Raw genomic sequence first — 11816 nt, forward strand, 5'->3', positions numbered from 1 at the left:
TCCCGGCCCGGGCCGGGAAGTGCTTTGCAAATTTTTGATCTATGCAACAGCCGCCTTGCGTGGCCCCCGCGCCCATTCCGGCAACCATTCGCCATGCCCCTCGATGAGATCGTCAACGACGTTCCAGATCTGATCCAGATCGAGTTCGGCAGCGGTGTGTGGGTCCATCATGGCGGCATGATAGATATGCTCGCGCTTTTCTTCGACCAGCGCCCGCACGGTGAGCTCCTGCACATTGATATTGGTGCGCATCAACGCTGTAAGCTGGGGCGGCAATTCGCCGATATAGGTCGGCTGCAAACCATTGTCGTCGACCAGGCACGGCACTTCCACGGCCGCATTGTTCGGCAGTGAAGTGATGACCCCATTATTGCGCAAATTGCCGTAGATCACCGAAGGCTCGCCAGTCCACACCGAATTGACGATCGAACTGGCATATTCCTTGGACTTGGCCACTTCGATGCGATCGGCGTTGCGATAGTCTTCCGAAGTCTTCTTCCACTTGGCAATCTGCTCGACGCAGCGCTTGGGATATTCATCGAGCGGAATGCCGAATTTTTCGATAATGTCCTCGCGCCCCTCCTTGATGAAATAGGGCGTGTACTCGGCAAAGTGCTCCGAGCTTTCGGTGACGAAATAGCCCAGCCGGGTCATCATTTCATAGCGCACCTTGTTGGGGCAACGCGGATTCCAGCCCGGCTTGGGCGCCCGGCCCTCGGCATAGGCACGATGCAGCTCGGGATAAAGGTCCTTATATGTTCCGTCCGGCTGGCGATGCTCAAACTTGAGGTAGAAGGCCATGTGGTTGATGCCGGCCGAGCGATAGCGGATTTCCTCGTAGGGAATGTCGAGATCGTGCGCCAGCTCCATGGCGGTGCCCTGCACCGAGTGGCACAGACCAACCTGCTTGATAGACGGGTACTTTTCCGCGATCGCCCAGGTATTGATGGCCATCGGGTTCACATATTGCAGCATCACCGCATCAGGCGCGACCTGCATCATGTCTTCGCAAATGCTCCACAGATGCGGCACGGTCCGCAGGCCCCGCATGATGCCACCGACGCCCAGCGTATCGGCGATGGTCTGGCGGAGGTTGTACTTCTTGGGCACCTCGAAATCGACCACCGTGGAAGGCTCATAGCCTCCGATCTGGAAGCAAACGACCACGAAATTGGTGCCATCCAGCGCCTCACGCTGGTTGGAATAGGTGCTGACTGTGGCCGGCACGCCGAGCGTCTTGACCAGCTTGCCGGCGATGATTGCGCTCTCTTCCAGGCGCGTCGGATTGATGTCCATCAGCCGGATTTCCGCACCCGCCAGGGCAGGACGTTGCAGAATGTCGCCGACAATGTTCTTCATGAACACGGATGAGCCAGCACCGATAAAGGTGATTTTGGGGTTTGCCATTGGGGATGCTCCGTAGTGGGCCGGGACCGGCCTGCGGCTCCTCCTGCCGCGTTGTCCATATGCTATCGCCCAATGCCGATGATGCAATCCGGGATAGAATGCCTTTATTCCGGCTTTCTAAGAATCCTGCTCGGCGGCGCTACGGGGCTGCCAGCTCCGGCGACGGAAGGCCTGCGGACTGCATCCCGTCGCCCGGGTAAATCTCCGAGAAAAATAAAATTGGCTCTCAAAGCCCACTTCAGCCGCGATCAGCTTGATTGGAAAACTGGTGCGCTGCAACAGGTCACTGGCCCGCCGCAATCGCACCCCTTCGAGATAGCCCTGCACGCTCTGGCCGGTCTCCGTGCGGAACAGATGCGACAGACGTGACGGCGATAACCCTACCCCCCGGCCCACGTCCTCAACGCTCACGCGCTCGCCCAGATGGGCTTCCATGAACGCCATGGCCCGTTGCACCCGCCCGTCCAGACCATTTGTGTCAGGCGGATTATGCATGTCGCATTGCAGCAGAAGCGCTTCCAGCGCATTCATCGCCAGCGCTTCCGCCCTGCGCTGACCACTGCCGAGCAGGTCATGCACGCGCAGGAATTGTGCAACCAGCGCGCCTTGGTCTCTGTCGGGGCGCAACACTCTTAGCCCGCTATGCAGGCGCGGCCACCGCAACCACTCGTGCCAGTCCGCACGCGGTCGGAAATGCGCCCAGACCAATTGCCATCGCTCGGCATCCTCGGCCACCCCGTAATCATGTGGTGTTCCAGGCGGCAGCAACACCCAGTCTCCGGCCTCGGCGCGATAGCTGCCGTTCCGATGTCCGAACCGCCCGACACCGGAAAGCGTTAGAATGAGCAGCCAATCTCCCACCCCCTTCGGCCGATAGGCCCTATAGCCTGCAGCTTCGTCGAAATGTCCCGTCAACAGGCGCAGGACATCGTCATGCGGGGTTTCATCAGTCGTATCCATAGCAGGATAATACATGTCTTCAGCACATCAGACCATGGCGCCGGCACATACGCCTGATAGTCTCGAACTCAGGAGGATTACCCATGACCCTTTCGACAGAACAGCGCACTGCCTATGCGCAGGATGGCTTCCTGGCCCTGCGCGGCCTGATTGCCCCCGACGAAATCGCTCTGATCCGCGACACCTTCATGGCGCAGGCCAGTGACGGACCCGTCCCGGGACTATCCGACATGCGCAGCGGCAGCCCCGCCGGCAACGACCCTTTGGCGCGCTATCCGCGCATGATGCACCCACACAAGCATAACGATAAACCGGTTGGCCCGCTTGCCCGCCGCTACATGCTCGACGCCCGCCTCGAACCAATTCTGGCCGAACTCTTCGATGAAGCCCCCTATGCCTGCCAGTCCATGTTCTATTTCAAGCCACCCGGCGCCCGTGGACAGGATTTGCATCAGGACAATTTCTATCTGCGCGTGAAGCCGGGCACCTGCCTGGCCGCCTGGATCGCAATCGACGATGCCGACGAGGGCAATGGCGGCATGATGTGTGTGCCCCAAACCAACGGCCTCGACATTGCCTGTCCCGAACCTTCCGATCCGTCACTGTTCTTCACCTCCGACCACGTCGAGCCTCCGCCCGGACATGAGCCACGCATGATGAACCTAAAGGCAGGCGATGTGCTGTTTTTCAATGGCAGCGTCATCCACGGCTCGACACCCAATACCAGCGCAGACCGTTTCCGCCGCTCGCTGATCTTCCACTACGTGCCAGCCAGCACCGTCGAGATCAGTCACTGGTATGAGGCGATCAGCTTTGCCGGAGAAACAGTGGATATTGCCATCAACACGGATGGCGGTCCTTGCGGCACCGCCCAACCCATTCCGACCGGCCCGCACTAGCTGCCAGCGGATTTTCCCTTATGGCCGGAATAGGCCGCTCGTAACCGCACCGGATCAGACTCGCATGGCAATCGGAGCGCGCCATGCGGGACAGATATTATCGTCTGGAGGATGCGGAAGACCTGCCGCTTCAGGCTGTGCTGGTGCGTATCCGGCAGGATAACGGTGCCCTGCTTGCCTCTATCCTGACCGATGCTGAGGAAGTCGAAAGTGCGCCGGACCTGGTGCTTTTCCGCGCAGCCCTGTTGCGCCTGCAACAGGACCTTTCGGCCATCTTCATTCTATTGGACGACCCGGCGCACTGGCAGGCCGACTGGGGGGATCTGGTCGACTACCGTGTCACGCAAAAAAACGGGAAGCCGGCGCTGCGATTTGCGCAGCCACCGGCTTCCCCTCAATGCATTTGATCGCCAACCGGATCAGACGTTGAACTTGAACAGCATCACGTCCCCGTCCTTGACGACATAGTCCTTGCCTTCGTCGCGCGCCTTGCCCGCTTCCTTGGCCGGCACTTCGCCACCCAGGGTCACGAAGTCCTCGTAACCAATGGTCTGGGCGCGGATGAAGCCGCGCTCGAAATCGGTATGGATCACGCCGGCCGCCTGCGGGGCCTTGTCTCCGCGGTGAATGGTCCAGGCGCGCGTTTCCTTGGGGCCAACGGTAAAATAGGTCTGCAAGTGCAGCAGATCATAGGCCGACCGGATCAGGCGATCGAGGCCGGGTTGCTCGAGCCCGAGCGATTCCAGATATTCCGCCTGCTCTTCATCAGCAAGCTGGGCAAGTTGGCTCTCGATCTCAGCGGAGATAATGACGACGCCCGCTTCATTGGCGGCGGCATAGTCTTCCACCTGCTTGGAATATTCATTGCCAGTCGCCGCCGAGCCTTCATCGACATTGCAGACATAGAGCACCGGCTTGCTGGTCAGAAGCTGTAGCTCGTTAAATGCCTTTTCCTCTTCGGCATCACGCTTGACGAACCGAGCCGACTTACCCTCGCGCAGCACGGCCAGCGAGCGATCGATCAGCTCCAGCGCAACCTTGGCTTCCTTGTCGTTCTGTTTGACCTTCTTCTCGACACCGGGCCGGCGCTTTTCGAGACTTTCCAAGTCTGCCAACATCAGCTCGGTTTCGACCACCTCGGCATCGGCGAGTGGGTCGACCTTGTTGGAAACGTGAATGACATTGTTGTCTTCGAAACAGCGCAGCACATAGGCAATGGCGTCGGTCTCACGAATGTTGGCCAAGAATTGGTTGCCCAGCCCTTCCCCTTGCGAGGCGCCCTTAACCAGGCCCGCAATGTCCACAAAGCTCATGCGCGCCGGCAGGATCTGTGCCGACTTGCCAATAGCCGCCAGCTTTTCCAGCCGCGGGTCGGGTACAGAGACCTCGCCCACATTGGGTTCAATGGTGCAGAACGGGAAATTGGCCGCCTGCGCAGCCGCGGTGCGGGTCAATGCGTTGAAAAGCGTCGACTTGCCGACATTCGGCAGGCCGACAATGCCCATCTTGAAGCCCATGGGTATCTCCGGGGAAAATGTTGGGCTCCACTTGGGTCGGATCGACGCCGATGTCAATGTTTGCGGCTCACTCAAAGCCCCAAGCGGGGTTTGCGAACCTCACGCCAACCACGTAGGTCTTGCCCCGGCTGCTCCACCATGTCAAAAGCACGGTTGACGTATAGGGCAATTAAATGACCAATCCTGTCACCAAAAATCGGCGCCACTTCGAGGACCTCACCGTCGGCGAAGTCATCGACCTGGGACGTGCCGCCGTCTCCAAGGAGATGATCGTCACCTTCGCGCGCGAGTTCGACCCCTTTCCCTTTCACCTGGACGAAGCTGCGGCCAAAGCGAGCCTGCTAGGCGGCCTCGCCTCCAGCGGCTGGCAGACCGGCGCACTGAGCCTCAGAATGCTGGTCGACAGCTTTCTCTCAACCATCGCGTCCTGTGGCGGCCTGGGCTTCCGCGATCTCAAGTGGAAGACGCCGGTCATGGTCGGCGACACCATTGGCGGCAAAGTCACGATTGCCGAATTGCGCCGCTCCGAGAGCCACCCGCAATGGGGCATTGTCACTCTCGATTTTGATGTGCGCAATCAGAAGGACAAGCCGGTGATGACCATGCGCCTGGCCAATCTGGTCGAATGCCGCAATGCAGAGGCCCAGGCATGACCCGCTGGTTCGAAGACATCGCCATCAATGAAGCCTTCCCGCTCGGCGACCACACTTTCTCCGCCGAAGAAATCATCCGCTTCGCCAGCCTCTACGACCCACAATATTTCCATACTGATCCCGAACAGGCCAAACACAGCCATTTCGGCGGACTGATCGCCTCGGGCTGGCACACGGTCAGCGTCGGGCATCGCAAGATGGTGGACGCGCTCTTTGCCGAAGAAGAGCGGCTCCGCGGGTTGGGCCAGGAACCCGGCGTCTCCGGCCCCTCCCCCGGCGTCAACTCCATGGACTTCAAGGCACCCGTGCGTCCCGGCGACACCGTCACCTATACCTTGACTGTCACCGACAAGCGCCCGTCCAATTCCATCCCCGGCTGGGGACTGCTGTTCAACCAGCTCACCGCCGTCAACCAGCGCGGCGAACTGGTCTATGAGGCCCATCTGGTTGGCTTCTCCAAGCTGCGCGACTATGTCATGCCGCTCAATATGCGCCTGATGCTCGCCCTGGCGAAAATTCCCGGTCTTGGAAAGCTGATCAGACGCGCCTCTTGATCGTGTCGCGGCGCATCGGCATGCTCTGGCTATGCGCCGATTCGCTCTTTGCCTCGCCCTCACCGCCCTGTCCGCCGCGCCTGCTCTTGCCCAGGCCTATCAGGGCAATTGGAGCTGTCGCGACGCCACAACCAATCGCGCCGGCATCCTCACCATTTATGGTCAGGTCTATGGCTGGGCCTCCCGCGTGGCCAACGATCCCAATTCCGGCACTGGCACCTTGATCCCTTATCAGGACGGCGTTGGCTTCAACGATGGCAATCTGCGCGCCAACGCGGCCATCCAGGCCGGCCGGCTGGTCGACGACGCGAATTTCGGCACCGCCCTGCAGCTCGAAACCGCCGACGCCATCGTCATGCTTTGCAATCCGCGATAGATCGGGCTCGCCACGCCCCCAAAAGCAGGGGTTGAACTTTTTCGCTTTCTCCCGCATTTAGAGGGGGCAGTGCCGGGCCCCTCTGGTCATAGCCCCTTGCTATGGCGATGTCGGAACTGCTCCACTTATTCACATGGAGAAGGTCCGGCGATGGAATCGCTTCTTGCCGCCCTTTCGGGCGATTTTCTCGGTACACCAACCTATTTCTGGGTCGCGTTCATCGCGATCGTCATAGCCCTGCTTGTTTTCGACCTCGGCATCCTGCACCGCGATGAACACGAGATCGAAGCCAAGGAGAGCCTGCTGCTCTACGGCTTTTATGTCCTGATTGCCCTGGTCTTCGGCGCCTGGGTCTGGTTCAGCCGCGGGGCGCAATCCGGCCTCGAATTCTACACCGGGTACCTCATCGAGCAGTCACTGGCGATGGACAATATGTTCGTCATCGCCACCATTTTCGGCTTCCTCGGCATACCCCGTCTCTACCAGCACCGCGTACTGTTCTGGGGCATTCTGGGTGTGATTCTGTTCCGCGCCGTCTTGATCGGTGTCGGCGCCGCCTTGGTTCATCAGTTCGAAGCGATCCTGTTCCTCTTCGGCGCTTTCCTGGTGTTCACCGGCATCCGCATGTTCTCCCATTCCGACGAAGAGCCGGACATGGAGAACAACAGGATTCTCAAATTCCTCCGCGGCCATTTCCGCATAACCAACGAGTTGCGCGGTCGTCACTTCGCCGTCAAGGAGCCCGACCCCAAGACGGGCAAGCTGGTCACCTGGCTGACCCCGCTGGCGGTGGCGCTGATCATGGTCGAAATCGTCGACCTGATCTTTGCCGTGGATTCGGTGCCGGCGGTGTTCGCGGTGACCCAGGATACCTTCATCGTCTATACCTCCAACATCTTCGCCATCCTTGGCCTACGCGCGCTCTACTTCGCCCTCGCAGCGGCGATGAACCGCTTCCGTTACCTGCAGATCTCGCTCGCGATCATCCTGGTGCTTATCGGTATCAAGATTTTCCTCGTGCCCTTGGGTATCAAGATCGACACCATGCTCTCGCTTGGCGTCACCATCTCGATCCTGGCCGGCGGCGTACTCTACTCGCTCTGGAAGACGCGCAACGAGCCCGATATCAGCGCCGAGGACCAGCCCAAGACGGGCCAGTTGGAACCTTAATCGTATTGCAAGGTACGAGCCGAAACGAAGGCCGGCGGTTAACGCCGGCCTTTTTTGTTGCCTTGGCCACCTTTCGGAGGTTCGTTCCTGCCGCTTCTTTTTCCCGCCGCGCCTCTGCACCAGTCTTGCCGCATTTGCCCGTTAACAAACTGTCAAACGACAAGGAGACAGGCCAAATGGGCGCTATCCATGAAATCGTATTTGATTGTGTTGAACCCGCCGTCCTGGCTCCGTTCTGGGCTGGCTTGCTTGAGGGCTACGCTCTACGCGAAACCGAGATGGACCCGGCGGCTAGTCAGGTGTTGGGTCTTGATCCCACCACCCCTACCATCCAGATAATTGATGGACCCGGCCCTTCAATCTGCTTTCAGAATGTTGATGGCCAGCGGCCTGAGAACAATCGCGTTCATTTTGACGTACAGGTCGGGGATCGCGGCGCTGAAGTCGAGCGCCTCAAAGCGGCCGGCGCCTCCGTCGACCGCGTTCTGCCCACCTATACCGTCATGCGCGACCCCGAGGGCAACCAGTTCTGCCTGATCGACAAGAGCGAGCAGCATTTGGCAGGAGAGGTAGAGCGGGCCGCCTGAGTGCTGACCCGCACCTTCTAGCGCCGGGCGCCTCTAGTGCCCGTCGAAGGCCATCAATGAGGATATCGTAATGCCCTCGGCGCGCAGCTTTTCAGCACCACCGATTTCGGGCAGGTCGATCACGAAGGCGGCGTCATCACAAATGGCCCCGGTGCGGCGTAGCAGGCCGACCGCGGCAATGGCCGTGCCACCGGTGGCAATAAGATCGTCCAACAGCAACACCTTGTGCCCAGGCCCCACCACGTCGGCATGGATCTCAATGGTATCGACCCCATATTCGAGCGCATAGTTCTGCCCGATGGTTTCACCCGGCAGCTTGCCTTTTTTGCGGATCGGCACAAAGCCCGCGCCAAGCGCGATTGCGACTCCTGCGCCAAAGATGAATCCGCGCGCTTCAATTCCGGCCACATGAGTAATGCCTTTGCCCCGATAGGTCGCGGCAATCTGCTCCACGCTTTCGCGAAACCCTTCGGGATGCTCGATCAGCGTGGTGATATCGCGGAACAGGATTCCCTTTTTGGGGTAGTCCGGGATTGTGCGGACGAGCGACTTCAGGTCGAGCGACATCGATGGCCTTGTCAGTTGAAATGGAAAATCAGGTCTTGTTGCGGCCGAGCACATGCCGGGCGATGACGCCAGCATTATAAGCCACATTCCGCGTGGTGGTGATTGCTGTCTCGCGGGCCTTGGGGTTGTTGACCACGGCGTGCACACCAGCCCGGACCGCCGGGTGGCGACTGACGGCGATTGCGGTGCTCACTACTGTGACGGCAAGGCGAACGGCGGACATCGCGGTTTCCTTCAACAACACGGTGTTGTTGCAATATCGCGACTGAGCCTGACAAAGGCAAGGGGCACACTGCCGCGGCAAGCGCAAATTATTGCGACAAGGCACAATGGAAAAGGGGCCCTTTCGGGCCCCTCAATCTTCGTCCAGGTGTATGGCCGGCAAGTAAAGCTCTTGCGGCCAGACGACCTCGGATCAGTGCTCGATACCAGCCCAGAGCTTACGCTTGGTGGCGTACATCAGGCCGGCGAATAGCACCAGGAACAGCAACACGACAAAACCAGTCTGCTTGCGGCTGACCAGATGTGGCTCGGCCATCCACATCATGAATGCGGACACGTCGGCTGAATACTGTTCGACAGTCTCTGGTACGCCCACACCGTCTTCGCCGGGAACGTAGGTCACAGAACCGTCTGCCAGCGGGGGTGCCATGCCAATGGCGTTGCCCGGAAAGTATTCGTTGTAATACTGGCCGGGAGCCAGTTCAAAGCCCTCGGGCGCTTCGTGATAGCCATTGAGCAGCGCATAGATATAGTCCGCGCCGCCTTCCTGGTAACCGGTGAAGTAGTTGAACACCCAGGTCGGGAATGGATCGGTTACGCCACGAGCCTTGGCCAGCACCGAGAAATCGGGAGGGAGCGAACCACCATTGGCGTCACGCGCTTCCTGGTCGTTGGCAAATGGCGAAGGCCAGCGGTCAGCAGGAATAGCCGGACGACGGCCGCCCTCGGCAGTGGCGTCCTCAACCTCGTACTCGGCAGCCAGCGCCTTGACCTGTGCCTCCGAGAAGCCAGGGCCACCCGGCTCGCTGAGGTTACGGAAGGCCATCAGATCAGCACTGTGACAGCTTGCGCAGACCTCACGGAACACCTGAAAACCGCGCTGCAACTGATGCTCGTCATAGGTACCGAATATACCGGCAAAGCTCCAGTTCTGACGCTCGATAGGCGCACCGGCTTCGGCAGCCTGGGCCGAAACGGTGGTCAAACCAACCATGGCGGCGACGGCGGCGATGATGAACTTTGTCTTGAACATGTCTATCGCCCCGATCACGCGTGTGCCTTGCCGAGAACGCTCTCGGAGATGCTGGTCGGCAGCGGCTTTGGCGTCTCGATGCGCGAGAGCACAGGCAGCACCACCAGGAAGTAGATGAAGTAGTAGGCCGTGCAAACCTTGGCCAGCACCGTGTAGATGCCCTCGGCCGGCTGCGCACCCAGATAGGTCAGGGCCACGAAGTTGATCGCGAACAGCCAGTAGAACCACTTGAACAGCGGACGGAACGTGCCCGAGCGTACCTTGGACGTATCGAGCCACGGCACAACAAGCAGCATCACCAGCGCGCCACCCATGGCGATCACGCCACCGAGCTTGGAGTCGATGAACAGCACATTGAAATCGATGGCGCGCAGGATTGTGTAGAATGGCAGCAGGTACCATTCGGGCACGATATGAGCCGGCGTCACCTGGCTATTGGCCATGATGTAGTTGTCGGGGTGGCCCAGGATATCGGGCGCAAAGAACACGAACCAGGCGAAGGGGATCAGGAAGACCACCATCGCGAACATGTCCTTCATCGTGTAGTAGGGGTGGAAGGCCACGGTATCGCGGCTTTCCTTCACCTCGACGCCGATCGGGTTGTTGTTGCCTGGCACGTGCAGCGCCCAGATATGCAGGCCAACAATAGCCGCAATCACGAACGGCAGCAGGTAGTGCAGCGAGAAGAAGCGGTTCAGCGTGGGATTGCCGACCGCGAAGCCGCCAAGCACCAACTGCTTGATGTTCTCGCCAACAACCGGGATGGCCGAGAAGATGTTCGAGATAACCGTGGCACCCCAGAACGACATCTGGCCCCAGGGCAGGATGTAGCCCATGAACGCGGTGGCGACGGTCAGGATGAAGATCAGCACGCCCAGGATCCAGATGATCTCGCGCGGCGCCTTGTAGGAGCCGTAATAGAGACCGCGGAACATATGGATATAGAGCGCGACAAAGAACATCGAGGCGCCGACCGCGTGAACGGCCTGGATGATGCGGCCGCCATTGACGTCACGGCGGATATGCTCGACCGAGTCGAACGCCATCGCGACATTGGGCGTATAGTGCATCGCCAGGATGATGCCGGTGACGATCTGGATACCCAGGCACATCACCAGGATGGCCCCGAAGGTCCACCAATAGTTGAGGTTCTTGGGCGTCGGAAAATCCATCAGGTGCTCTTTGGAGAACCGGATGATCGGCAGGCGGTCATCGAGCCACTTCTCGACGGCACTTCCCGGAGTGTAGGTAGAATGTTCGGACATCGGAAAAGCCCCCACTAACCGATCTGGATCAGCGTATCGCTGACAAATTCATAAGGCGGCACGACCAGATTGGCCGGCGCAGGACCACGACGAATGCGGCCGGACGTATCATAGTGAGAACCATGGCAGGGGCAGAACCAGCCATCGAACTCGCCGGCCTCGCCCACCGGGATACATCCCAGATGCGTACAGTTGGCGATCATGACCAGCCACTGCTCATGACCCTCCTTCACACGCGCCGCGTCGGTCTGAGGATCTTTGAGTTCCGACAGATCAACTGAGCGGGCTTCCGCGACTTCCGCCTCGGTGCGATGCCGCACAAAAACCGGCAGGCCGCGCCAGGTGATGGTCACCGACTGCCCTTCGGGAATCGCGCCAACGTCAAACTCGATGCTGGCCAGTGCCAGGGTCGACGCGTCGGGGTTGAGCTGGTTGATCAGCGGCCAGACCACGGCGGCAGCGCCGACCGCGCCGACGGCGCCGGTGGCGACATAAAGAAAGTCCCGCCGGTTGGTGGATGAATGTTCTGCTTGCGTGGCCAAGGTCCGTATCCCCGTAACATGCACATTTGACGGAACCGGCCCCGGACTGGTCGACCGCATACGC

15 protein-coding genes are annotated in these 11816 nt (G+C 59.9%); 7 read left to right on the top strand and 8 right to left on the bottom strand.

What is annotated here, in order from left to right; all coding sequences use genetic code 11:
* Positions 1–39 precede the first annotated feature (39 nt).
* Positions 40–1407: an alpha-glucosidase/alpha-galactosidase gene (melA, locus tag GGR20_RS07365; RefSeq protein WP_183310608.1), complete on the bottom strand. Its 1368-nt coding sequence runs from the start codon at positions 1405–1407 to the stop codon at positions 40–42.
* A 117-nt stretch (positions 1408–1524) separates the two neighbouring features.
* Positions 1525–2382: an arabinose operon transcriptional regulator AraC gene (gene araC / locus GGR20_RS07370; RefSeq protein ID WP_183310609.1), complete on the bottom strand. Its 858-nt coding sequence runs from the start codon at positions 2380–2382 to the stop codon at positions 1525–1527.
* A 68-nt stretch (positions 2383–2450) separates the two neighbouring features.
* Here araC and GGR20_RS07375 point away from each other — a divergent pair, with 68 nt between their 5' ends.
* Positions 2451–3266, top strand: a complete 816-nt coding sequence (locus GGR20_RS07375; protein ID WP_183310610.1) for a phytanoyl-CoA dioxygenase family protein — start codon at positions 2451–2453, stop codon at positions 3264–3266.
* 83 nt (positions 3267–3349) lie between these two features.
* Positions 3350–3673 (top strand): hypothetical protein, encoded by a 324-nt coding sequence (locus tag GGR20_RS07380; protein ID WP_183310611.1) that lies wholly within the window; start codon positions 3350–3352, stop codon positions 3671–3673.
* A 12-nt stretch (positions 3674–3685) separates the two neighbouring features.
* Here GGR20_RS07380 and ychF read toward each other — a convergent pair whose 3' ends face one another.
* Positions 3686–4783, bottom strand: a complete 1098-nt coding sequence (gene ychF, locus GGR20_RS07385) for a redox-regulated ATPase YchF (RefSeq protein WP_183310612.1) — start codon at positions 4781–4783, stop codon at positions 3686–3688.
* Between the two features lie 173 nt (positions 4784–4956).
* Here ychF and GGR20_RS07390 point away from each other — a divergent pair, with 173 nt between their 5' ends.
* The 5 genes from GGR20_RS07390 to GGR20_RS07410 all read left to right on the top strand — a co-directional run bounded on the left by GGR20_RS07390 (position 4957) and on the right by GGR20_RS07410 (position 8123).
* Positions 4957–5436, top strand: a complete 480-nt coding sequence (locus GGR20_RS07390) for a MaoC family dehydratase (protein WP_183310613.1) — start codon at positions 4957–4959, stop codon at positions 5434–5436.
* On the top strand, positions 5433–5990 hold the full coding sequence (locus tag GGR20_RS07395; protein ID WP_183310614.1) for a MaoC family dehydratase: 558 nt from the start codon (positions 5433–5435) through the stop codon (positions 5988–5990). Before GGR20_RS07390 ends, GGR20_RS07395 begins: the two co-directional genes overlap by 4 nt.
* Positions 5991–6021: 31 nt before the next feature.
* Positions 6022–6366 (top strand): hypothetical protein, encoded by a 345-nt coding sequence (locus GGR20_RS07400; protein WP_183310615.1) that lies wholly within the window; start codon positions 6022–6024, stop codon positions 6364–6366.
* Positions 6367–6516: 150 nt separating this feature from the next.
* A complete protein-coding gene (locus tag GGR20_RS07405; RefSeq protein WP_183310616.1) occupies positions 6517–7536 on the top strand; it encodes a TerC family protein in 1020 nt (339 codons plus the stop codon).
* Positions 7537–7712: 176 nt separating this feature from the next.
* Positions 7713–8123: a VOC family protein gene (locus GGR20_RS07410; protein ID WP_183310617.1), complete on the top strand. Its 411-nt coding sequence runs from the start codon at positions 7713–7715 to the stop codon at positions 8121–8123.
* A 33-nt stretch (positions 8124–8156) separates the two neighbouring features.
* On the opposite strand, the gene GGR20_RS07415 is transcribed toward GGR20_RS07410, so the two are convergent.
* The 5 genes from GGR20_RS07415 to petA all read right to left on the bottom strand — a co-directional run bounded on the left by GGR20_RS07415 (position 8157) and on the right by petA (position 11752).
* Positions 8157–8690: an adenine phosphoribosyltransferase gene (locus tag GGR20_RS07415; RefSeq protein ID WP_183310618.1), complete on the bottom strand. Its 534-nt coding sequence runs from the start codon at positions 8688–8690 to the stop codon at positions 8157–8159.
* Positions 8691–8718: 28 nt separating this feature from the next.
* Positions 8719–8913, bottom strand: coding sequence for a hypothetical protein (locus GGR20_RS07420; RefSeq protein ID WP_183310619.1), 195 nt, complete (start codon positions 8911–8913; stop codon positions 8719–8721).
* A gap of 192 nt (positions 8914–9105) precedes the next feature.
* Positions 9106–9945, bottom strand: a complete 840-nt coding sequence (locus GGR20_RS07425; RefSeq protein ID WP_183310620.1) for a cytochrome c1 — start codon at positions 9943–9945, stop codon at positions 9106–9108.
* A 14-nt stretch (positions 9946–9959) separates the two neighbouring features.
* Positions 9960–11210, bottom strand: coding sequence for a cytochrome b (locus GGR20_RS07430; protein ID WP_183310621.1), 1251 nt, complete (start codon positions 11208–11210; stop codon positions 9960–9962).
* Positions 11211–11224: 14 nt separating this feature from the next.
* Positions 11225–11752, bottom strand: a complete 528-nt coding sequence (petA, locus tag GGR20_RS07435) for a ubiquinol-cytochrome c reductase iron-sulfur subunit (protein WP_246349485.1) — start codon at positions 11750–11752, stop codon at positions 11225–11227.
* Between the last annotated feature and the right edge of the window lie 64 nt (positions 11753–11816).

The organism is Devosia subaequoris (assembly GCF_014197055.1).
In the GTDB taxonomy this organism is placed as follows: domain Bacteria; phylum Pseudomonadota; class Alphaproteobacteria; order Rhizobiales; family Devosiaceae; genus Devosia; species Devosia subaequoris.

What these genes read in the sequence shown, in the direction of transcription:
- melA (WP_183310608.1), bottom strand. Translation starts at nt 1,407, where the DNA reads ATGGCAAACCCCAAAATCACCTTTATCGGTGCTGGCTCATCCGTGTTC.
- araC (WP_183310609.1), bottom strand. Translation starts at nt 2,382, where the DNA reads ATGTATTATCCTGCTATGGATACGACTGATGAAACCCCGCATGACGAT.
- GGR20_RS07375 (WP_183310610.1), top strand. Translation starts at nt 2,451, where the DNA reads ATGACCCTTTCGACAGAACAGCGCACTGCCTATGCGCAGGATGGCTTC.
- GGR20_RS07380 (WP_183310611.1), top strand. Translation starts at nt 3,350, where the DNA reads ATGCGGGACAGATATTATCGTCTGGAGGATGCGGAAGACCTGCCGCTT.
- ychF (WP_183310612.1), bottom strand. Translation starts at nt 4,783, where the DNA reads ATGGGCTTCAAGATGGGCATTGTCGGCCTGCCGAATGTCGGCAAGTCG.
- GGR20_RS07390 (WP_183310613.1), top strand. Translation starts at nt 4,957, where the DNA reads ATGACCAATCCTGTCACCAAAAATCGGCGCCACTTCGAGGACCTCACC.
- GGR20_RS07395 (WP_183310614.1), top strand. Translation starts at nt 5,433, where the DNA reads ATGACCCGCTGGTTCGAAGACATCGCCATCAATGAAGCCTTCCCGCTC.
- GGR20_RS07400 (WP_183310615.1), top strand. Translation starts at nt 6,022, where the DNA reads ATGCGCCGATTCGCTCTTTGCCTCGCCCTCACCGCCCTGTCCGCCGCG.
- GGR20_RS07405 (WP_183310616.1), top strand. Translation starts at nt 6,517, where the DNA reads ATGGAATCGCTTCTTGCCGCCCTTTCGGGCGATTTTCTCGGTACACCA.
- GGR20_RS07410 (WP_183310617.1), top strand. Translation starts at nt 7,713, where the DNA reads ATGGGCGCTATCCATGAAATCGTATTTGATTGTGTTGAACCCGCCGTC.
- GGR20_RS07415 (WP_183310618.1), bottom strand. Translation starts at nt 8,690, where the DNA reads ATGTCGCTCGACCTGAAGTCGCTCGTCCGCACAATCCCGGACTACCCC.
- GGR20_RS07420 (WP_183310619.1), bottom strand. Translation starts at nt 8,913, where the DNA reads ATGTCCGCCGTTCGCCTTGCCGTCACAGTAGTGAGCACCGCAATCGCC.
- GGR20_RS07425 (WP_183310620.1), bottom strand. Translation starts at nt 9,945, where the DNA reads ATGTTCAAGACAAAGTTCATCATCGCCGCCGTCGCCGCCATGGTTGGT.
- GGR20_RS07430 (WP_183310621.1), bottom strand. Translation starts at nt 11,210, where the DNA reads ATGTCCGAACATTCTACCTACACTCCGGGAAGTGCCGTCGAGAAGTGG.